Annotated in this window: 19 protein-coding genes and 2 pseudogenes; 13 read left to right on the top strand and 8 right to left on the bottom strand. The window is 71.9% G+C overall.

Annotation, left to right across the window (positions count from 1 at the left end):
• Positions 1-107 precede the first annotated feature (107 nt).
• Positions 108-226, top strand: a pseudogene (locus ACIBTS_RS14605) (PPOX class F420-dependent enzyme); the annotation flags it as partial.
• Here ACIBTS_RS14605 and ACIBTS_RS14610 read toward each other — a convergent pair.
• The 5 genes from ACIBTS_RS14610 to ACIBTS_RS14630 form a co-directional block, all read right to left on the bottom strand.
• Positions 225-830 carry an ATP/GTP-binding protein gene (locus ACIBTS_RS14610; RefSeq protein WP_319673060.1) on the bottom strand — a complete coding sequence of 202 codons (606 nt, stop codon included), beginning with the start codon at positions 828-830 and terminating at the stop codon, positions 225-227. The pseudogene ACIBTS_RS14605 and the gene ACIBTS_RS14610 overlap by 2 nt on opposite strands.
• Before the next feature lie 99 nt (positions 831-929).
• On the bottom strand, positions 930-1,340 hold the full coding sequence (locus ACIBTS_RS14615; protein WP_319673061.1) for a DUF742 domain-containing protein: 411 nt from the start codon (positions 1,338-1,340) through the stop codon (positions 930-932).
• 22 nt (positions 1,341-1,362) lie between these two features.
• A complete protein-coding gene (locus ACIBTS_RS14620) occupies positions 1,363-1,800 on the bottom strand; it encodes a roadblock/LC7 domain-containing protein (RefSeq protein WP_319673062.1) in 438 nt (145 codons plus the stop codon).
• Positions 1,797-4,373 (bottom strand): nitrate- and nitrite sensing domain-containing protein, encoded by a 2,577-nt coding sequence (locus ACIBTS_RS14625; RefSeq protein WP_399319422.1) that lies wholly within the window; start codon positions 4,371-4,373, stop codon positions 1,797-1,799. The genes ACIBTS_RS14620 and ACIBTS_RS14625 overlap by 4 nt, the downstream gene beginning before the upstream one ends.
• 47 nt (positions 4,374-4,420) lie before the next feature.
• The gene (locus tag ACIBTS_RS14630) at positions 4,421-5,215 is read right to left on the bottom strand and encodes an MHYT domain-containing protein (RefSeq protein WP_079664089.1); all 795 of its coding nucleotides are present in this window, start codon (positions 5,213-5,215) and stop codon (positions 4,421-4,423) included.
• Between the two features lie 152 nt (positions 5,216-5,367).
• Between ACIBTS_RS14630 and ACIBTS_RS14635 the strand changes: the two genes are divergently transcribed.
• The 3 genes from ACIBTS_RS14635 to ACIBTS_RS14645 all read left to right on the top strand — a co-directional run bounded on the left by ACIBTS_RS14635 (position 5,368) and on the right by ACIBTS_RS14645 (position 7,609).
• Complete coding sequence (locus ACIBTS_RS14635) at positions 5,368-5,967, top strand: class I SAM-dependent methyltransferase (RefSeq protein ID WP_399319424.1); 600 nt, start codon at positions 5,368-5,370, stop codon at positions 5,965-5,967.
• 252 nt (positions 5,968-6,219) lie between these two features.
• A complete protein-coding gene (locus ACIBTS_RS14640) occupies positions 6,220-6,549 on the top strand; it encodes a hypothetical protein (protein WP_399319426.1) in 330 nt (109 codons plus the stop codon).
• A gap of 139 nt (positions 6,550-6,688) precedes the next feature.
• Complete coding sequence (locus ACIBTS_RS14645; protein ID WP_399319428.1) at positions 6,689-7,609, top strand: hypothetical protein; 921 nt, start codon at positions 6,689-6,691, stop codon at positions 7,607-7,609.
• A gap of 100 nt (positions 7,610-7,709) precedes the next feature.
• Here ACIBTS_RS14645 and ACIBTS_RS14650 read toward each other — a convergent pair whose 3' ends face one another.
• Positions 7,710-7,892, bottom strand: coding sequence for a hypothetical protein (locus ACIBTS_RS14650; RefSeq protein ID WP_079664086.1), 183 nt, complete (start codon positions 7,890-7,892; stop codon positions 7,710-7,712).
• 265 nt (positions 7,893-8,157) lie between these two features.
• Between ACIBTS_RS14650 and ACIBTS_RS14655 the strand changes: the two genes are divergently transcribed.
• The 3 genes from ACIBTS_RS14655 to ACIBTS_RS14665 all read left to right on the top strand — a co-directional run bounded on the left by ACIBTS_RS14655 (position 8,158) and on the right by ACIBTS_RS14665 (position 13,855).
• The gene (locus tag ACIBTS_RS14655) at positions 8,158-11,055 is read left to right on the top strand and encodes a DEAD/DEAH box helicase (RefSeq protein WP_399319429.1); all 2,898 of its coding nucleotides are present in this window, start codon (positions 8,158-8,160) and stop codon (positions 11,053-11,055) included.
• Positions 11,052-12,356 (top strand): SWF or SNF family helicase, encoded by a 1,305-nt coding sequence (locus ACIBTS_RS14660; protein ID WP_399319430.1) that lies wholly within the window; start codon positions 11,052-11,054, stop codon positions 12,354-12,356. Before ACIBTS_RS14655 ends, ACIBTS_RS14660 begins: the two co-directional genes overlap by 4 nt.
• Before the next feature lie 146 nt (positions 12,357-12,502).
• Entirely contained in the window at positions 12,503-13,855 is a 1,353-nt protein-coding gene (locus ACIBTS_RS14665; protein WP_399319432.1) for an esterase-like activity of phytase family protein, read from the top strand.
• A gap of 68 nt (positions 13,856-13,923) precedes the next feature.
• On the opposite strand, the gene ACIBTS_RS14670 is transcribed toward ACIBTS_RS14665, so the two are convergent.
• Both ACIBTS_RS14670 and xylA read right to left on the bottom strand, forming a co-directional pair.
• Positions 13,924-14,139: a hypothetical protein gene (locus ACIBTS_RS14670; RefSeq protein WP_399319434.1), complete on the bottom strand. Its 216-nt coding sequence runs from the start codon at positions 14,137-14,139 to the stop codon at positions 13,924-13,926.
• 421 nt (positions 14,140-14,560) lie between these two features.
• A complete protein-coding gene (xylA, locus tag ACIBTS_RS14675) occupies positions 14,561-15,727 on the bottom strand; it encodes a xylose isomerase (protein ID WP_319345704.1) in 1,167 nt (388 codons plus the stop codon).
• Positions 15,728-15,866: 139 nt separating this feature from the next.
• On the opposite strand from xylA, the gene xylB reads away from it, so the two are divergent.
• The 6 genes and pseudogenes from xylB to ACIBTS_RS14705 all read left to right on the top strand — a co-directional run bounded on the left by xylB (position 15,867) and on the right by ACIBTS_RS14705 (position 22,700).
• On the top strand, positions 15,867-17,312 hold the full coding sequence (gene xylB, locus ACIBTS_RS14680) for a xylulokinase (RefSeq protein ID WP_319673071.1): 1,446 nt from the start codon (positions 15,867-15,869) through the stop codon (positions 17,310-17,312).
• 22 nt (positions 17,313-17,334) lie between these two features.
• Positions 17,335-18,543, top strand: a complete 1,209-nt coding sequence (locus tag ACIBTS_RS14685) for an ROK family protein (protein WP_399319435.1) — start codon at positions 17,335-17,337, stop codon at positions 18,541-18,543.
• A 244-nt stretch (positions 18,544-18,787) separates the two neighbouring features.
• Positions 18,788-19,010, top strand: a pseudogene (locus ACIBTS_RS14690) (acetamidase); the annotation flags it as partial.
• A 13-nt stretch (positions 19,011-19,023) separates the two neighbouring features.
• On the top strand, positions 19,024-19,494 hold the full coding sequence (locus ACIBTS_RS14695; protein ID WP_399319437.1) for an N-acetylmuramoyl-L-alanine amidase: 471 nt from the start codon (positions 19,024-19,026) through the stop codon (positions 19,492-19,494).
• 132 nt (positions 19,495-19,626) lie between these two features.
• Positions 19,627-20,895 carry a GAF domain-containing protein gene (locus tag ACIBTS_RS14700; protein ID WP_399319439.1) on the top strand — a complete coding sequence of 423 codons (1,269 nt, stop codon included), beginning with the start codon at positions 19,627-19,629 and terminating at the stop codon, positions 20,893-20,895.
• A 281-nt stretch (positions 20,896-21,176) separates the two neighbouring features.
• Entirely contained in the window at positions 21,177-22,700 is a 1,524-nt protein-coding gene (locus ACIBTS_RS14705; RefSeq protein WP_399319440.1) for an aldehyde dehydrogenase family protein, read from the top strand.
• Positions 22,701-23,172 lie beyond the last annotated feature (472 nt).

Below are 23,172 nucleotides of genomic sequence, written 5' to 3' on the forward strand. Positions count from 1 at the left end.
CGTGTGACGTTCCCCGTATGTCTTCCCCATGTGATCCTCCGCCTCGCCGGAGAATCTGCCCGCCACCCTTCCCCAGGGTCGGCCGCCGGAGCAAGGAGGATGGCGGCGTGGCACAGAAGATGACCGATGAGGAATGGCAGCCCTTCGTCGCCCACGGAACCGCACCGGAGAACTGTGGACCGTGCGGGCGGACGGCAGCCCGCACGTAGCGCCGGTCTGGTTGGTCAGCCCACCGAGTCGAGCAGCCGCGCCGTGTGCATCCGCCCGGCATACTCCACCAGCCGGATCAGCACCTCCTTCCCCGAATCGCGGTCACGGGCGTCGCACAGGACGACGGGGGTTCCTCCGTCGAGGTCGAGGGCGCGCGAGACGTCCTGGGCGCCGTAGGTCCGCGTGCCGGCGAAGCAGTTGACGGCGACGACGAAGGGAATGTGCCGGTGCTCGAAGTAGTCGACCGCGGGAAAGCAGTCCTCCAGGCGCCGGGTGTCGGCCAGGACCACCGCACCGAGAGCGCCCTGCGACAGTTCGTCCCACAGGAACCAGAAGCGGTCCTGACCCGGCGTTCCGAACAGGTAGAGGGAGAGACCGGAACGGATGGTGATCCGGCCGAAGTCCATGGCCACGGTCGTCGTGACCTTCTGGTCCACGCCGTCGGTGTCGTCCACCAACTGCCCTGCTTCGCTGAGCAGTTCCTCGGTGCGCAGCGGCTTGATCTCACTGACCGCGCCCACCATGGTGGTCTTGCCCACGCCGAACCCGCCGGCGACCAGAATCTTCAACGCCAGGGGGGCCGTCTCGCCACCTGTGGCGTCGGAGTGCTCGGAGACCATGGATCACTTCTCTCGGGAGAGTACGACTTCGGCGTGTGTGCGAAGCCGGCAGCATGACAACTGGGGGCTTTTTCCGTCCGGGTGGGGTTGAGCGTTCTTCTACAGCGCTCGCAGCCCCTCGATCACCTCGCGCAGGATCCGCTCGTCGGGCAGCTGGGCGGGCGGGACGGGACGGCTGACGGTGACACAACCGAGTTCCAGCAGGTCTCCGAGGAGCACCCTGACCACGCCGACGGGAAGATCCGCGCCGGCCGCGAGTTCCGCGACGGACTGGGTCTCCGTACGGCAGAGGTCGAGGAGGGTGCGGTGCTCAGGCCCGAGCGCCATGCCGTCCGCACCGGGCGCGCCCGGGTCCAGGGTGACCAGGGCTATCAGGTCGAAGCGCACTCCGGTGGGGCCCGGTTTCGTGCGTCCGCCCGTCATGGCGTACGGGCGGACGAGCGGACCGGCCTCGTTGTCGTACCACTGGCTGCCCAGCTCGCGTGGGGCGCCGGTCATGTCGTCGGTCATCTGCGCGGGTCGCTCTCTCGCCTCAGCCGGCGGCGGGCGGCCGCGCGCCGAGGCGTGGCGGCGTGTAGAGGTGCTCTCCGACCCGCTTGACCAGCCTCGCCATCTCGTAGGCGACCAGGCCGATGTCGGCGCTCACCGCGGTGAGGACGGCGAGGCAGGATCCGTCGCCCGCGGCGGCCACGAAGAGGAAGCCGTCGTCCATCTCCACCATGGTCTGGCGCACGCCGCCGGCGCCGAAGTGCCGGCCCGCGCCCTTGGCGAGACTGTGGAAGCCGGAGGCGACGGCGGCGAGGTGTTCGGCGTCCTCACGTCTGAGGTCGGTCGAGGCGCCGACGGCGAGGCCGTCGTTGGACAACACCACGGCGTGTCGTACCTCGCTCACGCGCATCACCAAGTCGTCCAGCAGCCAGTCGAGTTCGCCGGACCGCTGGGCCGACCTCGTACTCGGGTCCTGGATCATGCGGGGTCTCCTTCACTGCTGTCGCTGCCCGGTGCGGGCTCCGGGGTGGCCGCGCGGCCGGGTTGCCTGCCGCCGCCCCGGGCCCAGCCGGCCCGGTACGCCGCCATTCGGTCCCGTACGAGTTCGGGGGTGCGCCCTTCGTCGCCGCGCGGGTCGGGCGCCCTGGCCGGTTCCTCGGACAACGGGCGGCGCAGTTGCGGGGCGAGATGGGCCTGCCGCACCCGGCGCGGGAGGTCGTCCGAGCCTTCGGAGTCGTCCGGGGAGCGGTGCAGGCGCAAGGTCGTGACTCCGGGAGGCGGGGGTTCGGCTGCCGCCGGCGCGGCGGCCCGTAAGGGGGCCACCAGCGCGGGGCGGTCGGCGGCCGCGGGTACGGCCTCCGGATGGCGGTCCGTGGCACGACGGTCATAGGCGTGAAGGTCCGAGGCATGATGGCTGGAGGCATCGCGGTCGGCTTCGGGCACGCGCGCGTGCTCGCGTTCCGCGGACTGTTGCGCCTGCGCGACCTCACGGGCGGAACGTTCAGGCTTGCCGCTGTGCAGCAGGGCCGTCGGCAGCAGGACGACCGCTGTGGTCCCACCGTAGGGGGAGGTGCGCAGGTGCACCTTGATGCCGTGACGGGCGGCGAGCCTGCTGACCACGAACAGGCCCAGCCGGTCGCTGTCGAAGAGGTCGAGAGCCTCGGACTGCGCGATGCGCCGGTTGGCGTCGGTGAGGGTCTCCTTGCCCATGCCCAGGCCCCGGTCCTCGACCTCGACGGCGTATCCGTTGCCCACGGGTTCGCCGGTGACGCGCACGCGCGTGTGCGGGGGCGAGAACTGGGCGGCGTTCTCGACGAGTTCGGCGAGCAGGTGGGTGAGGTCGGCGACCGCGGTGCCGATGACGGCCGCCTCCGGGAGCTGCCGTACCTCCACGCGCGCGTAGTCCTCGACCTCGGAGAGGGCGGCGCGGACCACGTTGGTGAGGGACACCGGCATGCGCCAGGCCCGGCCCGGCGCCGCCCCGGACAGGATGATCAGGCTCTCCGCGTGGCGTCGCATACGGGTGGTGAGGTGGTCCAGCCGGAAGAGGTCGCTCAGCTCGTTCGGGTCGTCGGAGCGGCGCTCCATGCTGTCCAGGAGGCTCAACTGGCGGTGCACGAGGACCTGGCTGCGGCGGGCGAGGTTGACGAACACGCCGGAGATGCCGCTGGCGAGTTCGGCGCGCTCCACGGCGGCGCGCAGCGCGGCGCGGTGCACGGTGCTCAGAGCCTCGGCGACCTGACCCGTCTCGTCCTCGGAGGGAGGCCCGGGCGGGGCCTCTGCGCGGACGTCGATCTCCTCCCCGGCGCGCAGTTTCCGCATGGCCTCGGGGAGTTTGCGCCGGGCGATCTCCAGGGCGCTGTTGCGCAGGCTGACCAGTTCGACGACGAGTCCGCGGCCGATGCGCACGGAGATGACGAGTGAGGCGACGACGGCGGCGAGTCCGAGCAGGACCGCGGCGCCGGCGGCGGTGAGCAGACCGCGGGTGAAGGGGTCGGCGCGGTCGGCGACACCGCGTCCGGCGTCCGCCTCGATGGTCCGCATCCCGCTCTGCACGCGCGCGTGGGCCTGGTCCCAGGTGGTTGCCGGAGCAGCCGTGATCGCTTTCGCTCCGGGCCCTTCGGCGAGCACCTTGTCCTCCGCGGCGGCCAGGGCGGCGTAGGCGCTGCCGGCGGCGAGGCGCTGCCAGGCGGTGCGTTCGGGGCCGCGCAGGTCCGCGACGGCCGATTCCGTCAGGGTGCGGCGTGTGGCGACGGCACCGGTGAACAGTCGCAGGCGCTGTCCGTCGAGGCGCCCGGCCCGGCGGGCTCCTGCGAGCACGACGTCCTCCTGGGACAGGGCCTCGCCCGCGCGGGAGAACTCGAGCAGCACGCGCGCGTCGGAGCCGAGTTCGGCGTCCTGGATGCCGGAGAGCGCGCCACCGACCGAGAAGGCCGCGGAGATCGTGCCCGTGTACCGGCCGTACGTCTCCTCCCAGCCGGTTCTGCCGTCGAGCACGGCGGTCCGTACCGAGGGGAGTCCCTCGGTCCTGGAGACGAACGCCTCGAGCCGCTGGGCCACTCCCTTGGGCAGTTCCTGGCCGTCGGCGACGGTGCTGTCGTCGCCGAGCCGCAGTTTGGCCACCGCGCGGTCCGTGCGTCCCGCGAGCGCCTTGAGGTCACCGGTCCGACCGGGGGCGGGGGCGGTCGCATACCGTACGGCGGCCGCGCGCTCGGCCTGCAGGGCGGCCACCGCTGCCGCGACGGGGGCGCGCACCTCGGAGTCCACGCGCTGCGATTGGCGCAGTCCCGCTACGTTCTGGGCGGTGCTGACGGTGGCGTACGCCCACAGGGCCAGCAGAGAGACGACCGGCACCATCAGCAGACAGACGATCTTGGCGCGCACGGTGCGCGGCCGGATCCGCCAGCGTTCCGCGCGCGGGGGTATCGCGCCCGCCAGTGGGTCCGTCCGCTCGTCCGGCCCCTCCTCGGCGGGGGGTCCGGCGTGGGCGCGGCGCCCACGCGTGGGGGGCGGCGCGTCGGCGCCTGCCGTGGGGGTCCTACGGGGTGTACGCATGGCCTCCTCGCTCGGAAGTGGGTCGGGGGCGTTTCCTGCCGGTCGCGTCAGACGGGCCGGGCCTGCTGTCGGCCGGGCAGGTTCTCCAGCGGTTGTTGTGCCGTGGCGGACGCCTCGCGCTCCCCTGTGGTGGGCGACAGCGCGACGAAGGCCGAGGTCAGGAAGAGGTAGGACCCGAGGCCGACGGCGAGGGGGAAGATGAACTGCATCGCCGTGGCCCCGGGCAGTGCCTCCCCGGAGGGCGTGACGTGGACGCTCACCGCGAACATCGCCGTGTAGTGCATGCTGCTCACGGCCGCGCCCATGACGAGGGAGGCGACGGTGACCGCGATCGGCGACTTGATGTTGAGAGCCGCCCAGAGGGCCGCGGTGGCCGCGACGACGGCGATCAGGACGGAGAGTCCGACGCGCACCGGATCGTAGGTCACATCGCCGTGCAGCCGGACCGCGGCCATCCCCAGGTAGTGCATGCTCGCCACCCCCAGGCCCGTGGTCAGTCCGCCGATCAGCAACGCGCGCGTGCGGTCGCGGCTGTAGCCGACGGCGAAGACGCCGACGCAGACGACGACCATGGCGACGAGGAGGCTGAGCACGGTCAGGGGAACGTCGTAGCGGATGTCGGTGCCGCTGACGCCGAAGCCGAGCATGGCCACGAAGTGCATGGTCCAGATGCCTGAGCCGATCGCCGAGGCCGCGGTGATCAGCCAGTTCCTGCGCGAGCGTCCAGTGGCGCCGAGGGCGCGCACGGTGCAGCGCAGCCCGAGGGCGGCGCCGATACAGGCCATCACGTACGACAGCACGGGGGTAAGCCAGCCGAAGGCGGCGTGGTCCAGGTGTCCCATGGCCACGGGACGCTAGCCGGGGCACAGGAGCACAAAGGGGGCGCATTTCGAAAGGTGTTGGAATATGACGCGGAAATGCGCCGGATCGATCGGGTCACGCTCGAACATGTGCGCCGAGGCGTCGTCCGTGTCGGTGAGGGATCATGCGGAGCATGAGCGACGACCACACGCACGTTCAGGAGTTCTTCACGGCCCGCGCCACGGACTGGGACCGCCGGTTCCCCGACGACGGCCCCGCCTACACGGCGGCGATCGGAGACCTCGGTCTGCGCGAGGGGGACCGCGTGCTGGACGCCGGCTGCGGCACCGGAAGGGCCCTGACGCCCCTGCGTGCGGCCGTGGGGCTTTCGGGAGTGGTCATCGGGGCCGATCTGACTCCGGCCATGCTGGAGGCCGCCGTACGGGCAGGACGCGACCGTGACGGGCACCTGGTGCTGGCCGACGTCGCCGCGCTTCCCCTGCGGTCCGGCTCGCTGGACGCCGTGTTCGGGGCGGGCCTCATCGCCCATCTGCCCCGCCCGGCCGAGAACCTGCGGGAGTTGGCGCGGGTGGTGCGCCCCGGCGGCACGCTGGCGTTGTTCCACCCGATCGGCAGAGCGGCGCTCGCGGCCCGGCAGGGCCGGCAGATCACCCCGGAGGACCTGCGCGCGAAGCCCAACCTCCGCCCGCTGCTGGCCGGTTCGGGGTGGCGCATGACGTCGTACGTCGACGAGGACGACCGTTTCCTGGCCCTGGCCGTCCGCGAGCCCTGAGGGCTCACGCTCCCTCGGCGCCCGCCCGTACGAACGCGTCGGGGTGGTCGAACACGACGGTCCCGCGAACGTGGCTGCCCACACCGTCGAACTCGGCCTTGTGTATCGTTCCCCCTCGGTCCGAGCAGTGCAGCGGAGCCTCGTGACGCCCCCCGGTCCGGCCCTCTTCTGCCGCCGGGGCTTCAACTCCAGGTTGAGCAGCAGGACATGAACGATCAGTTGCGGCATTCACGCAGGGGGAAGGTGGTCGACATGTTCGACAGGATCCGCAAGGCCTACGGCAGTTTCCTCGGCGCGCCGCGCACGCGGTCGCGTCCGGACGGGGAGGGACGTCCGGACGGGGCATCGGGCACCGGCGGGAAGCGCACGCCCAATCTGTTCGAGGCCGCCGCCGCGTACGTCTCGGCCTGCGCGCAGGACGATCAGGACAGGCTCGACGAGGCGGCGGGCTGGGTGTCGCCGGAGGCGCTGTCCTTCGGGATCAACGAACTGGCCTGTCGCGCCGTGATCGCTCTCGCGCGAGAGCACGACAAGTCGCCCGAGACCGTGGCCCGTGAACTCCTCGGACTGCCGTCGGCGTGATGCATTCAACGGCCGGCGGTGGTCGATTCGCCCCGTCCGGTCGGAAACCTGCAGCTCCGGGTGTGTCGGGCAGCCGTGACAAGCGCCTTCCCGCACCACTAGGGTGCGCGCCGTTGGACGAACCGATGGGGAGGCTGGGATGGCCGGGACGGACGAGGACGCCGTCGCCGCCGCGGACGAGGCGCTCTATGTGCTCACGGCGGTGCTGCTGACGCCGGCGAAGTTCCCGAGCGCGCTGGGCGACGACTACCCGGAGGCCTGTGCGGCGCTCGGCCTCCCGCCGCTCGCCGACGGGTACGGCCTGGTGCTGGGCCAGGACGGCGAGGGCGCGCGATGGACTGTCGTCATCGACGACGTGTCGCTGGTGGCCGTCGCCATCGCGTCGTGGGACTGCGGCATGGAGTACGACCTGTCGCCGGACGAGCGGACGGTCGTCGCCGCGCTGCCCGGCTGGCCGCTGGCGGTCGCCGTCGCGGCTCCGGGCGTGCCCGCGCCGCACGATCCCGGCCCCGAGGTCGCGGACAGCCCTGCGCTGTGTCCTCCGGACACGACCACCTGGGGCCCTGCCCAGCGACGGCTCGGAGCCGACGAGATCGCGCTGCAGTGGGCCCTGTGGCGCGAGCAGATCGACGACACGGAGTTCGCGCCTGCGCGGGCGGCCACCGGAACGGGTTCAGGCATCGGGGAGGGAGACCGCTCCGACGAAGTCGTCGAGGTCGCCGAGTCCGGCAGGTCCGGCGAAGCCGACGCGGCCAACGGGTCCGACGAGGCCGGGAAGGGGGCACCGCAGAGGCCCAGCGGTGTCCGACGTGTCCTGGCCGAGGTGCGTGCCTACGTGGACACCCCGCCTCCACTCGGCCGCGTGCGTTCTTCGTTCGCTCCCGGTGATGCGCGCACCCTGCGCGCCGACGGCCCCGGCTGGTCGCTGGTGGCCAGGACCGACGACATCGCCTTCGTCCTGCTCGACGAACAGCCCGGCGAGGTGCTGCCGGTCGGCCGCGGCCCCGAACTGCCCGGGCTTTTGGAAGCGCTCGACAAGATGGCCGTGCGGCCCCTCTGAGCTGTTTCAGCGGTACAGGTCCTTTGGGTCGCGCGACGCCTGAGAGCCCCGGCGGCTCGCCTGCGCCGGAAGACGGGGACCGCGGTGCGGCCCCCGTCACTCACCGGCCGAGCTCCTTGCGTGTGACACGGCGCAGCCTGCGCCGCTGTGAGGGATCCAGCGTGAGGTAGGCCGCCGCCGGAACTCCCAGCACGATCAGCAGGGCCGCCCACCAGGGCAGCCAGATCAGCAGGAGGAGCCCAGCCGCCACACCTCCTGCGGCGATCTTCGCGTTCCTCGACATCTATGTCGCCTCCTTCGCGGCCACTGCCGCTCTATGCCATGAAAACGGGTCCGCGCCGCCCGCGGTTCCGGAATCGACCCTGAGACCTCCCTGAGCTACACCCCGAGACGCCCCTGAGAACCAGCTCGCCCCGAGTGCGTGGACGACAGGGTCCCTCGGTCCCAAGTCGGCGCGCGTTTCTTGCCGAAGTGCTGTACCCTCGGCGACCGCCGACCCCCGGTAGTCAAATTTGAGGAGCAAGCTCATCGCCGTGCAGAGGGTTCCCGTGCAAGCTTCGTCCGAGATCTCCGAACTGGCCCGTTGCTGCGCCCTGTTCGTGCCCGGCACTCCGGCCCGTACCGGCAGTGTCGCCTTCTGGCTCCCCGACGGTGACGCACCGCCCGTCGTCGCGTCGAGGGCCGCACAGGATCTGACCGTCGTCAGGCCTGCCGGCACCGGTGTGGCACTCGTACGCGTGCCTGCCGTGCTGCTGCCGGTACGGGACGCCCTGCCCGCCCTCGCCCACGCGCGCGTCACCCCGGACGCGCACCGCGCCACCGCCTTCTGGGGTGCGGCCGCCCTGCTGGCCCTGCGCTGTGTGGCCCGTGGACTGCTGTTGCCCGGCCTGTCCCAGGAAGACCACGACGCCTGGCGGGTCGGCCCGCTGGGCCCGGAGGACATCGAGCAGGTGCGCCGACTGGCCGCCTCGATGCCACCGGAGGCGCATGCCCTGCCGGTGAACGAGGCACCGCCCCTGCGACTCCCCTCCCCCGAACGGCTCCTACGTGCGTTCTTGGACGCCGTCGCGGACACCCTGCCCCGCACGCCGGCAGCGCCGCTCGTGACGGGCGGGCCTGCCTACGCGGCACAGCAGCCCCATCGCGTCCCGGAGCTGCGCGCATGGGCGAGCGATGTCGCCGCGGGTCACGAGGCCGGCCTGCGGATCTCGCTGCGGATCGAGGTGTCGGGCATCGACGACGTGTCGGAGCTCGACATGTCCGGGGCCAATGCCGTCGAGATCGCCGACTCTGTGGCGAGCCCGGCACGGCCCAGGTTCCGGGTCGTCCCGCAGGTGCACAGTGTCAGCGATCCCGCGCTCCTCGCGGACGCCTCCGAGATCTGGGGAGACAACGGCGTCACGCACGGGGCGTTCGGCCCGCGCGCGCGAATGGACGCCCTGCTCGCCCTGCGCCGTGCGGCCCGGGCCTGGCCCGCGCTCACGCCACTGCTGTCGGCGACCGTGCCGGACGCCGTCGACCTCCTGGACGAGGAGGTCACCGAGCTGCTGGGCGAGGGCTCGCGGGCGCTCGCGGGCGCGGGAGTCGAGGTGCACTGGCCGAGGGAGCTGGCCCGCACGCTGACCGCCCGCGCGGTCGTGGGGCCGCCGCAGGAGGCAACGGAACCGGACCGCACCGGCTCGGACACACCGTCCTTCCTGTCCGCGGACGCGCTCCTGACCTTCACCTGGTGGTTCGGGTTGGGCGACCAGCAGTTGACCCGCTTGGAGCTGGATCGTCTGGCCGAGGCCAACCGGCCCCTGGTGCGGCTGCGCGACCAGTGGGTCCTGATCGACCCACGAGAGCTGCGCCGTGCCCGCGCCCAGCAGGACCGCAAGATGACCCCCGTGGACGCGCTGGGAGCCGCTCTGACGGGCTCTGCGGAGGTGGACGGCCGCAGGGTCGACGTGCAGCCCACCGGGTGGCTGGCGGCCCTGCGGGAGCGCCTGACGCGGCCGCAGGAGCGGGAGCCGGTGGAGCAGCCCGCCGCACTCGACGCCACGCTGCGCGACTACCAGCGGCGCGGCTTGGACTGGCTGGCCCGGACCACGTCCCTCGGGCTGGGCTGTTGTCTCGCGGACGACATGGGGCTCGGCAAGACCGTCACGTTGATCGCCCTGCACCTGCACCGCCAGACGGACATCTCGTCGGCAGGTCCGACCCTCGTGGTCTGCCCGACATCCCTGATGGGCAACTGGCAGCGGGAGATCGAGCGGTTCGCGCCGGGCACCGCGGTGCGCCGCTTCCACGGGCCGCGTCGTGACCTGGAGGCCCTGGCCGACGGGGAGTTCGTGCTCACCACCTACGGCACGCTGCGACTGGATCCGGGCAGGCTCCGCGAGGTGCCGTGGGGTCTGGTGGTGGCGGACGAGGCCCAGCATGTGAAGAACCCGTACTCGGCGACGGCGCGGGCGCTGCGCACGATCGGCGCCCGCGCGCGCGTGGCGCTCACGGGTACCCCGGTCGAGAACAACCTGTCGGAGCTGTGGGCGATCCTGGACTGGACGACGCCGGGGCTGCTGGGCCGGCTCGGCTCCTTCCGCACGCGGTACGCGCGAGCCGTCGAGGGCGGCGGGGATCCGGCCGCGGCGGAGCGGCTGGCCCGGCTCGTGGGGCCGTTCCTGCTGCGTCGGCGCAAGTCTGACCCGGGGATCGCCCCCGAACTGCCGCCGAAGACCGAGACGGATCGCCCGGTGTCCCTCACCAAGGAGCAGGCGGGCCTGTACGAGGCCGTGGTGCGCGAGACGCTCGAGGCGATCGCCGAGGCCGGCGACATGGCGCGACGCGGGCTGATCGTGAAACTCCTGACCGGCCTCAAACAGATCTGCAACCATCCGGCGCAGTACCTGAAGGAGGAACAGCCGACGACCGCGGGGCGCTCCGGGAAGCTGGAACTTCTGGACGAACTGCTCGACACCCTCCTTGCCGAGGGGGCGAGCGTGCTGATCTTCACACAATACGTGCGCCTGGCACGTCTCCTGGAGCAGCATCTGGCAGCGCGTGGCGTGCCCACGCAGTTCCTGCACGGCGGCACCCCCGTCGCCGAGCGCGAGGCCATGGTCCGGCGCTTCCAGGACGGTGAGGTACCCGTGTTCCTGCTGTCCCTCAGGGCGGCCGGCACAGGCCTCAACCTCACGCGCGCGGAGCACGTGGTGCACTACGACCGCTGGTGGAACCCGGCCGTCGAGGCACAGGCCACCGACCGGGCGTACCGCATCGGCCAGACCAGGCCCGTACAGGTGCACCGGCTGATCGCCGAGGGCACGATCGAGGATCGCATCGCCGACATGCTGCGCCGCAAACGGGACCTGGCTGAGGCCGTTCTCGGGGCCGGCGAGGCGGCGCTCACGGAACTGACGGACGCCGAACTGGCCGATCTGGTCGAGCTGCGAGGGGGCACGCGATGAACCGGCACGACAGCGTCGAGGAACGGACCTTTGCCGCGTTGCCTCCCGCGCACGGGAGGGGGTTCGCGCAGACGTGGTGGGGCCGGGCGTGGCTGGCCGCGTTGGAGGACGGAGCACTGGACGGGGAGCAGGTGAGGACGGGCCGTCGGCTCGCGCGCGCGGGCGCCGTGGGCGCGGTGTCGGTGCGGCCCGGACGCATCACGGCCGTCGTCGAGGACCGCGATCGCACACCGCACCGGGCCGATGTGCTGCTCGACAGGCTGTCGGAGGCACAGTGGGACCGTTTCCTGGATCTGGCGGTCGAGCGGGCCGGACACGTCGCCGCACTTCTCGACCGCGAGATGCCGCCGCATCTTGTCGAGGACGCCGAGGCGGCCGGCATCGACCTGCTGCCCGGGCTCGGCGACCTGGAGGCGGAATGCGACTGCGGTGCCTGGGACCACTGCGGTCACACGGCGGCGGTCTGCTATCAGGTGGCACGGCTGCTCGACCAGGATCCGTTCGTCCTGCTGCTGCTTCGGGGGCGCGCCGAACGGACCCTGTTGGACGCCCTTCAGTCGCGCGGCACCGCCGCTTCTCGGGCCGAAGCGGAGCCGCCCCGGGCCGAAGGGGTGGACGCGGCAGAGGCGTATGCGGCCGGGGGCATCCTGCCTGCGCTGCCCGCTGCGCCCGAACTCCCGGAGGGGCCAGGTGTTCCGCCCTCTTTGGACACGGAGGCGCCGGCCCCGCCCGGGGTGGAGCCGGCGGCGTTGGAGATCCTGGCCGCCGGGACGGCCGCCACGGCGTACCTGATGCTCGCTCAGGCGCTCCGTGGGAGCTCCGGACCGAGTGCGCCCACAGCCGAGCTGACGGTCGGCCAGGACGCGGCACGACTCGCGGCAGACGTCCTCGATGGCGCTCAGGCAGCGGATCCTCCCGCCACGGCCGCCGTCGGCCGACTCGCCGCCGGGTCGGGGCGCAGCCGGGAGCAACTGGCGTCGGCCGCGCATGCCTGGTGTCACGGAGGGGCGGCGGCACTGTCGGTGTTCGAGGAGGAGTGGACCGTAGAGGGCGAGGCTCTCGCACGCGCGCGTGCCGCGTTGGATGCGGCCTGGGAGGAGGACGAGCGGCCGGTGCTGCGCGCGCGGGGGAACCGGTGGACGGTCGTCGGGGCGGGCTGCCAACTGCGGTTGGGGCGGGACGGCCGTTGGTGGCCGTATCGCAAGGAGGGTGGTCGTTGGATGCCCACCGGGGACGGGGCACATGACCCGGCGACGGCCCTCGCCATGGCCCGGCCCGATAGCGAGGAAGCGCTTTCCTGAACGGGCGTTCGTTCCGTGACACGGGGCCGTCGGTCTGACGGGCGGCCGACGCCCCGTGTACACCCGGAGGTCGCGCGGCGTTCGGAGCGCGCCCCAACTCTGGCCGCTGTCCCCGACAGTTGCCGCACTGCCCCACAGGAGGCCCGATGTCCCCGCATACCGCCGGTCGACGCCGCGTCAATCGTTCCGTCGCCGCGGGCGTACCGCTCGCCGTGCTGGCCGCGCTCGCCACTGCCGGACCCGCCGCCGCTGGTACACCGACCCGGGGCCCCCACGAGGCGCACGTCACCAGGACCGCGACGCTCGGCGACATCCCGCTCGGGGCGTTCAGCAACGGGCTGCTGCCGGGAACGGTGGACGACGACCGCGGCGTGAACCTCGGCGGTATCGGCAGCGACATGTATCCGACGGGCCGCAAGGGCGAGTTCTGGACGGTCACCGACCGCGGGCCCAACGGCCAGATCAAGGTGAGCGGCACCAAGCGTCGCACGTTCCCCGTGCCGGGGTTCGACCCGGCGATCGTGCGGATCCGGGTGTCCGCAGACACGGTGAAGGTGGTGCAGGCGATCCCGGTCACCACGTCGTCGGGCAAGCCCGTGACGGGGCTGCCGAACCAGGCGGGACGCGACGAGGCGCCGTACTCCTACAACGCGCTGACACCCCTGGCGTACAACCCGAACGGGCTGGACACGGAAGGCCTTGTGCGGGGGGCGAACGGGAGTTTCTGGCTCGCCGACGAGTACGGGCCCTCGCTGGTGCACGTCTCCGCGCGCGGGAAGGTGTTGACGCGTTACGTTCCCCAGGGGCTGAACCTGACGGGCACGGACTACCCGGTCGTGGAGGCGCTGCCCGCCGTCCTGCTGCACCGGAAGATCAACCGTGGCTTCGAGGGGCTCGCCCAACTTCCGGGCGGCGACCTCGTGCTGGCGATGCAGAGCCCGCTGTCGTTGCCGGACACGGCAGCGGGAGAGGGCTCGCGGACCGCGCGTCTGCTGCGTTTCTCGCCGAAGAAGAAGGCTGTCACCGCCGAGTACGCGTACCGCTTCGACCCGGTCGACGTGGTCGACCCGAGCGAGGACGACACCTCCGAGCTCAAGATCTCCTCGGTGGTCGCCGTGGGCGGCGACCGGCTGCTGGTGGAGGAGCGTACGGACAAGGCCGCACGACTGCAGCTGGTACGGCTGGGCAGGGAGGCGGACATCCTGGGCAGCCACTGGGACGACGCGGCGAGCACACCGTCGCTGGAACAGCTCGACGATCCCGCCGCCTCGGGGGTCCCGGTGCTGCCCAAGCGACTGGTGGTCGATCTGGGCAGGGTCGCCGGAGTGCCCGGGAAGATCGAGGGCGTCGCGCGTGTCGACCACGACACGCTGGCCCTCGTCAACGACAACGACTTCGGGATGACGGACGGCGCCGGCGCGTTCGACGCTCAGGGCCGGCTCGTCGACAGCGGCATGGAGACGACGGTGACTTACGTGCGGCTGCCCCGGCGCATGTGAGAGAGGGACGGACGATGTCGTGGGCACGCGCGCGTGGCCGTGTGGAGCGCCCCACGCGCGCGTGCAGACTAGGGCAGCAGCTCGCCCAGGGACGGCAGCAGTGACTCGAGGTCACTCGGTATCGCGGTCGGCAGGTCGGTGGGGAGCTGTGAGGGCAGCTCGGTCGGCAGGCCGCTCGGCAGCTCCACCGGGAGGCTGAAGGACGGGGCGGGAGTGGAGCCACCGCCGGTGCTGCTCCCCGCGGTCGGCTTGTCGTCCGGTGAGCCGCCGCCTCCCGAGGCCATCAGTACGACGGCGATGACGGCTCCGGCGGTGACGACAAGCGCGAGGACGACGAAGAGGGGGCTCCTGCGCCTTCCGGAGCCTCCCGAGCCTCCTGGCGGCTCCGGGGGCGGAGGCGGAGGCCAGCCGCCCCCTCCCGTCCCGTCATCGGGTCCGAAGTGGGACCGGGGTGGTCCGAAGCCACCCGGAGGCGGCGTGCCACCGGGCGGTCCGGGCGGCTGGGGCGGTACGGGCGGCATGGCCATACCGTCCAGCGTCGCGGTGGCCCGTTCGGGGCGCGACCTCCGCACGGAAGTTGATACGGATCCATGCCATGGACCGCATCATTCCGGCGTACTCCGTACGGAGACCGCTCGAAACATCGACCGTTCGGCGGCACGCGCGTGTGCACCCTCATCGGCGCACACACGCGTAACGGCGGCTTCAGCCGCGGGCACCCAGCAGGTGGTCCATCGCGAGCTGGTCGAGCTGCTCGAAGGCCATGCCGCGGGCGGCGGCGGCCGCGGGGTCGAAGTCCTCGAACGCGGTGCGGTCGGCAAGCAGGCTCTGCAGGCCGTCGGCCGCGGTGGCCTGCGCCAGCTCGTCGAGGCGGGAAGCGCGCAGGGCCTCCTGGACCTCCGGGTCGCTGCGGAACGCGGCCGCACGCTCCTTGAGGATCAGGTAGTTGCGCATGCAGCCCGCGGCCGACGCCCAGACACCGTCGAGGTCCTCGGTGCGCGGCGGCTTGAAGTCGAAGTGCTTCGGGCCCGCGTAGCCGGCGCTCTCCAGCAGGTCGACCAGCCAGAACGCGGAGCGCAGGTCGCCGGCGCCGAAGCGCAGGTCCTGGTCGTACTTGATGCCGGACTGGCCGTTGAGGTCGATGTGGAAGAGCTTGCCCGCCCACAGCGCCTGGGCGATGCCGTGCGGGAAGTTCAGCCCGGCCATCTGCTCGTGGCCGACCTCGGGGTTGACGCCGTACAGCTCCGGGCGCTCCAGGCGCTCGATGAAGGCCAGGGCGTGGCCGACGGTGGGCAGGAGGATGTCGCCGCGCGGCTCGTTCGGCTTGGGCTCGATGGCGAAGCGCAGGTCGTAGCCCTGGGAGGTGACGTACTCGCCCAGCAGATCGAAGGCCTCCTTCATGCGGTCGAGGGCCACGCGCACGTCCTTGGCGGCACCGGACTCGGCGCCCTCACGGCCGCCCCAGGCGACATAGGTCTTCGCGCCGAGCTCGACGGCCAGGTCGATGTTGCGGATCGTCTTGCGCAGGGCGTAACGGCGCACGTCACGGTCGTTCGCGGTGAACGCGCCGTCCTTGAAGACGGGGTGCGTGAAGAGGTTGGTGGTGGCCATCGGCACCGTCATGCCGGTGGTGTCCAGGGCCTGGCGGAAGCGCTTGATGTGCTCCTCGCGCTCGCTGTCGGAGGACCCGAAGGGGATCAGGTCGTCGTCATGGAAGGTGACGCCGTAGGCGCCCAGCTCGGCCAGGCGCTGCACCGTCTCGACCGGGTCCAGGGCGCGTCGTGTGGCGTCGCCGAACGGGTCCCTTCCCTGCCAGCCGACGGTCCACAGGCCGAAGGTGAACCTGTCATCGGGGGTGGGCTGGTAGCTCATGCCGCGGCTCCTTGCTTGAAGACTGTCGTGCTGGCGGTGGCGAACTATTTCGTCATGGCCGTTTACAAATTAGTATGCGGACGCATCTCTGGGAAGACAGATCCCGCAGAGCCGCGGAAAAAACTTGAGGGAGAACCCGATGTCAGCAGCCGAGGGTCCGCTCGTCGTCGGCGTGGACACGTCCACCCAGTCCACCAAGGCGCTGGTCGTCGACGCGGCCACCGGCGAGGTCGTCGCGAGCGGCCAGGCGCCGCACACGGTGTCCTCCGGGGCCGGCCGTGAGAGCGACCCGCGCCAGTGGTGGGACGCCCTGCGCGAGGCGTTGCACCAGTGTGGTGACGCGGCGCGCGAGGCGGCCGCGGTGTCGATCGGCGGGCAGCAGCACGGGCTCGTCACGCTGGACGAGCGCGGTGAGCCGGTGCGCCCCGCGCTGCTGTGGAACGACGTGCGTTCGGCTCCGCAGGCCCGTCGGCTGACCGAGGAACTGGGCGGCGCGAAGTTCTGGGCGGAGCGCACCGGATCCGTCCCGGCCGCGTCGTTCACCGTCACGAAGTGGGCCTGGCTGGCCGAGCACGAGCCGGAGGCGCTGCGCGCGACGAAGGCCGTGCGCCTCCCCCACGACTACCTCACCGAGCGCCTCACGGGCGAGGGCACCACCGACCGCGGCGATGTCTCCGGCACCGGCTGGTGGGCGTCCGGGACGGAGACGTACGACGCGGAGATCCTCGCGCATGTCGGCCTCGACCCCGCGCTGCTGCCCCGCGTGGTGCGGCCCGGGGAGGTGGCGGGCACCGTGCGGGACAGCCACGAACTGCCCTTCGCCAAGGGAACGCTGGTCGCGCCGGGCACCGGTGACAACGCCGCGGCGGCGCTGGGTCTCGGGCTGCGGCCGGGCACGCCCGTACTGAGCCTCGGTACGTCGGGCACGGTGTACGCGGTGGCCAAGCGCCGCCCCACCGACCCCACCGGCACCGTGGCCGGCTTCGCCGACGCCCACGGCGACTGGCTGCCGCTGGCCTGCACCCTGAACTGCACGCTCGCCGTCGACCGCGTCGCCGCCCTGCTGGGCCTGGACCGGGAAGCCGTGGAGCCCGCCGCGGACGTCACGCTCCTGCCCTATCTGGACGGCGAGCGCACCCCGAACCTGCCCAACGCCTCGGGTCTCCTGCACGGACTGCGCCACGACACGACCGCCGGTCAGCTGCTGCAGGCGGCCTACGACGGCGCCGTGCACTCGCTGCTCGGCGCGCTCGACCTGGTCCTCGACGAGGACGCGGACCGATCGGCCCCCCTGCTGCTGATCGGCGGCGGCGCCCGGGGCAGGGCCTGGCAGCAGACCGTGCGTCGGCTGTCCGGGCGGCCGGTGCAGGTGCCCGAGGCCAAGGAACTCGTCGCACTGGGGGCCGCGGCACAGGCGGCCGGCCTGCTGACCGGGGAGGACCCGGCCGCCGTCGCCCGCCGCTGGAACACCACGCGCGGTCCAGTGCTCGACGCCGTCGAGCGGGACGAGAAGACGCTGGCCAGGATCGCCGGGGTACTCTCCGACGCGGCCCCGCTGCTCGAACGGAGTACGGACGCCCACTGAGCATCGACGAATCGACGGAGGCATGACAGCACCGCTGCACGAGACCCGGCCGACCGGCCCCGGGCGCGCGCTGCCCGACACCCAGCAGGGCATGCGTCGCCGCAACCTGGCCCGGGTGATGCACGCCGTCAGTGCCGAGGGACCACTCTCGCGGGCGGCGGTCGCCTCGCGCATCGGCCTGACCCGGGCAGCGGTGTCGACCCTCGTCGACGAACTCATACGCACCGGTCTGCTCGAGGAGCTGGGCCCCGAGCGGCCCGGCCGGGTGGGCCGGCCCGGTTCGGCACTGGCGGTCAGCGGGCGCGGCCCGGCCGGGATGGGCGCCGAGATCGGCGTGGACCACCTGGCGGTCTGCGCCGTCGACCTGCGGGGCGAGGTGCGGGCGCGCGCCGTGCGGCACGGCACGAACCGGAGCCGCTCCCCCGAGCCGGTCGTCGAGGAGCTGACCGGGCTCGTGCACCAGGTCGTCGCCGAGGCGGAGCGCGAGGGGCTGTGGCCGGCCGGACTCGCCGTGGCCGTCCCCGGACTGGTCTCCCGCGACGCCCGTACGGTCGTCCGCGCGCCGAACCTCGACTGGCAGGACGTCGACCTCGGCGCGCTGCTGCCCGAGGAGTTCCCGCTGACCGTGGACAACGAGGCCAACTTCGGCGGGCTGGCCGAACTCTGGCTCGGCACGGACACCCCAGGGGACTTCCTGCATGTGTCTGCCGAGATCGGCATCGGCGCCGCACTGATCGTGGACGGCAGCCTGCTGCGCGGCACCCGCGGCTTCGCGGGCGAGCTGGGCCATGTGCCGGTCCATCCCGACGGGCCGCAGTGCGGGTGCGGCGGACGCGGGTGTCTGGAGCAGTACGCCGGTGAGGAGGCGGTGCTGCGAGCCGCCGGGCTGGCACCGGGCGAGGACCGCGTCGGCCTCCTCGCGGGCCGCGCCGCGGACGGCGATCCGCATGTACGGCGCGCTCTGCGCGAGGCGGGAACCGCCCTCGGTATCGCTCTGACCGGGGCGCTCAATCTGCTGGACCCCGAAGGCGTCGTGCTCGGCGGCGCCCTGGCCGGGCTCGCACCGTGGTTGCTGCCGTCCCTCGAGACCGAACTCTCCCGCCGTACGGCGGGCCCCGCCTGCCCGGTGTCCGTCTCGCGGCTCGGTCCCGAGGGACCGCTGCTCGGGGCCGCGCACTCGGTCGTGCGGGCCGTGATGGACGACCCGGCGGCGGTGGCCGAGCGGGCCTGAGCGGCCGCACCGCGCCAACCGCTCGAGCCGGAACTCCCCGTTCGGGTGAGCGAGTTGTCCACAATGCCGCGGTCGTCCACCGAACTTCGGCACGCCCGTCTGCCGGCCCGACCCGCGCCGTAACGTGATCCGTGCGGGCGCAGCCGTCGAGCCGCGACGGCTGACGCACCGACGCATGCGAGGGGGGTTCGCTTCGCCGCCGCCCTGACCTCCCTCGGAACGGAGCCGTGCAGCATGAGCGACCGAGTCGGACACCCACCTCATCTCGACCGGTTCGGCCCGGCCGCTGGAGGACGTGTTCCGCATATCCAGCTCGGCCTGGTCCCGTGGCTGGTGCGGGACTACGGGTTCGCCGAGCTGGACGCGTACCAGTGCGCAACCCAGGCCTCGAATCGCCGTTGGCCAATGTGTGCGACACCAACCACACGTGCGTCGGTGCCGCTTTCCCCACGTCGGACACCCCTTGAAAGGCGACACCTCGTGGAACGAGCAAGGCCCCTGCCCGGACGACGACGCATCCTGAAGGGCGCCGCCCTGGCGGCCGTTCCGTACGCGCTGCTCCCCGACGCGCGGGCGGGCGCGCAGCCTCGAACCGTCGACTATCCGCTCGCCGAGTGGCAGCCCGCGACCGCGTCCAACTACACGGCGTCGCACCGCCCCGCCACCCACGTCGTGGACCGCGTCGTCGTCCACGTCACACAGACCGACTACGACTACAACACACGCAGCGTCGGAATCGAACACGAAGGGTGGGTGGATCGACCGGAATACTTCACCGAGACGCTCTACGAGCAGTCCGCTCGGCTGACGTCATCGGTCTGCGACCGGCACGGCATCCCGAAGGACCGGGCGCACATCATCGGCCACCAGGAAGTGCCAGGCACCGATCACACCGATCCCGGTCCGAACTGGGACTGGCGCCGCTACGTGTGGCTCGTCAACACTGCCTGACGCGAACCGGACCGGTACCGGAACCGGACGCCCAGGTTTCGGGTGACCACGTCCAAACGGTTGTCGGTCCGCGCACTCGGCGTGACGATGTTCCCAGCCGTATCGCCCCGCATGCCCTTCCGGGAGGACGACTTGACCGATCCCTGGGTGGCCCTGGAGCCGGGGGCCGACCCTGCCGAGCGTGTACGGATCCTGCGACGGGCGCACGAGACGTTCACCGAGGCGGGCACCGTGCCGCGACCGGTGCGTGCCGTCGTGGCCGACTCGTGGCGGCGCTCCGCACGGGCCGGCGTGGGACCCGACGGCACCGCGAGTGTGGAGCTGACCGACGGTCAGCTCGGCGCCTACCGGGCCGAGCACCCGCTGGCGCGGGTGATGCCGCTGTTCCGCGAGCTGATGGGCACGTTCGCCGCCGACGGAGAACATCTGCTGGCGGTGTGCGACGCCCACGGCAGGCTGCTGTGGGTCGAGGGCCACAAGGCGACACGGCGGCACGCGGGGCGGATGAACTTCGTGCCGGGTGCGCGTTGGGCCGAGAGCGCGGTCGGCACGAACGCACCGGGCACGGCGGTCGCCCTGGACCGGCCGGTGCAGGTGTTCGCGGCCGAGCACTTCATCCGGCGGGTGCAGCCGTGGACGTGCGCGGCCGCCCCAGTACACGATCCGTGGACCGGGCGGGTGCTGGGTGCCGTGGACATCACGGGCGGGAACGGGCTGGCGCATCCGCACAGCCTGGGTTTCGTGCAAGCGGTCGCGCGGGCGGCCGAGGCCCATCTGGCGCTGCTCGCCCCCGCACGGCCTGCCGCCGAGACACCGCGGCTGACGGTGCTGGGCCGGGATGAGGCGCGTCTGGCCGTCGGCGGCCGGAGCATCAGGTTGAGCCGTCGGCACAGCGAGGTCCTGGTGTTGCTGGCCCGTCACCCCGAGGGCCTGAGCGGCGACGAGTTGTTGTGCGCGCTGTACCAGGACGAGTCGGTGACACCGGTGACGCTGCGCGCCGAACTCGCCCGGCTGCGCGGGGTGTTGGGCCCCGGGCTGCTGGCCTCGCGCCCCTACCGGCTCACCGTTCCGTTCGAGTCGGACGTGGCGGTCGTCGAACGACGGCTGGCTGCCGGTGCCGTCACGGCGGCCGTGACGGCGTACACCGGGCCGCCGTTGCCTTCGTCCCAGGCACCGGCGGTGGTGCGGCTCCGGCACCGTCTCGCCGAGGGGCTGCGCGCCGCGCTGATCGCCTGCGGTGACCCCGATCTGCTGGCGGACTGGGCGCACGCGCCGTGGGGCGAGGACGACCTCGACGCGTGGCGGGCGCTCGCGGCAGCCCGCCCGACAGCGGCGATACGCGCGCGCCTCGCCTCACTGGAAACAGAGCTGGCGGCACCCGCCGGATGGCCACACCCATAGACCGGAGCACCGCATTCGCAGGCCGGGGTCCGACGCATACCCGCCGGTCCGCCTCCCCGGCCGGCCGGGGCGCTGCGCATGCCTGCCGAGCCACCGCCCGCGCCTCCCCCGCCCTCCCCTCAACCCAACCGAAACTCCCCCTCGCCCACCCGACGCGCCCGTCGCCCCGCCGGGATGACGCCCCCGACCAGCAGCGCAACGTGACTGCAACGTCTGGGTCTCTAGCCTCCCGCGCAGAGCTGTCCAATGGCGGGCAGCGCTGCTGAAGGAGGCAGAGCAGGATGACCCGTTACGCGGCGCCCGGCACCGAGGGCGCGATCGTCTCCTACCAGACGCGTTACGACCACTACATCGGAGGCGAGTACGTGCCCCCGGCTCGGGGGCAGTACTTCGAGAACCCGTCTCCGGTGACGGGGGAGATATTCGCCGAGGTGGCGCGTGGCACGGCCGAGGACGTGGAGCGGGCGCTCGACGCGGCGCACGCGGCCGCCCCGAGTTGGGGCCGGACCTCGTCGACCCAGCGCTCCGACATCCTGCTGAAGATCGCCGACCGCATGGAGACGTACCTGGAGCCCCTCGCCGTCGCGGAGAGCTGGGAGAACGGCAAGCCGGTCCGCGAGACGCTGGCGGCGGACATCCCGCTGGCCATCGACCACTTCCGCTACTTCGCCGGCGCGGTCCGCTCCCAGGAGGGTTCGCTCAGCGAGCTCGACGACGACACGGTGGCGTACCACTACCACGAGCCGCTCGGTGTCGTCGCGCAGATCATCCCGTGGAACTTCCCGATCCTTATGGCCACATGGAAGCTCGCACCGGCCCTCGCCGCGGGCAACACGGTGGTCATCAAGCCCGCCGAGCAGACTCCGGTGTCGCTGCACTACTGGATGAGCCTGATCGCGGATCTGCTGCCGCCGGGCGTGGTGAACATCGTCAACGGGTTCGGCGAGGAGGCGGGCAAGCCGCTGGCGTCCAGTGCGCGTGTGGCGAAGGTCGCGTTCACGGGCGAGACGGCCACGGGGCGGCTGATCATGCAGTACGCCGCGGAGAACCTGAAGCCGGTCACGCTGGAACTGGGCGGCAAGTCGCCGAACCTCTTCTTCGACGACGTGTGGGACAAGGACGACGACCTGCGCGACAAGGCCCTCGAGGGCTTCACCATGTTCGCACTGAACCAGGGCGAGGTGTGCACCTGTCCCTCACGCGGCCTGATCCAGCGCGGCAACTACGGCGACTTCCTCGAGGCGGCCGTCGCCCGCACCGAGCTCATCAAGCCAGGCCACCCCCTCGACACGGACACGATGATCGGCGCGCAGGCGTCCGGCGAACAGCTCGCGAAGATCCTCTCCTACATCGACATCGGCCGAAAGGAGGGCGCGAGGATCCTCACAGGTGGTGAACGTGCCGAGTACGAAGGCGAGTTGAAGGGCGGATATTACGTCCGGCCGACGATCTTCGAGGGTGACAACCGCATGCGGATCTTCCAGGAGGAGATCTTCGGTCCGGTCGTCTCAGTGGCCTCGTTCGACGACTTCGACGACGCCATCAAGATCGCCAACGACACGTCGTACGGCCTCGGGGCCGGCGTGTGGACACGGGACATCAACACGGCGTACCGCGCGGGCCGGGCGATCCAGGCGGGCCGTGTATGGACGAACTGCTACCACACGTACCCGGCCCACGCTGCCTTCGGCGGCTACAAGCAGTCCGGGATCGGGCGCGAGACGCACAAGATGATGCTGGAGCACTACCAGCAGACGAAGAACGTTCTTGTTTCATACAGTCCGAAGAAACTTGGGTTCTTCTAGAGCCTGAAGTCGGTTGCCTGGAGGCATCGTTACGCTCCAGGCAACGCGACACGATCGCTGCCCAATGCAATCAGTCGGGTTCTTCTCGTTACTCTCTGGCGTCCAGTGGAGTTCCACTCGGACCAGTCGCGGACCAAATTGTGTCGGAGAACATCACCCCGCGAGCCGCCCACTCATGAGCGCAGCGCCCCGCCGAATGCCGGTAGGCAGCGCCCGAACCGCCGACAGAAGACACCAGAAATGGCCGGGCAAGAAGACCGCCGCGGGTAAGGCCTCCCCCAAGTTCCCGGCGTGAACAAGGCCGTTGTCAGTGCCGCCTGTCTCTGTGCGGTCGGCCCAGGGCGCGGTGACGGCATTGCTGCCGTTCCGTTTCCCTGGACCGACCGCACAGAGACACACCCACCATGCCCCCAAACAGGCCCGCGAGACAGACCTAACGGAGTCCTGCTAGAGCCTGAACTCGGCTGCCTGG

Origin of the sequence: Streptomyces sp. NPDC050121, from assembly GCF_044460385.1 — a bacterium.
Lineage (GTDB): Bacteria > Actinomycetota > Actinomycetes > Streptomycetales > Streptomycetaceae > Streptomyces > Streptomyces soliscabiei.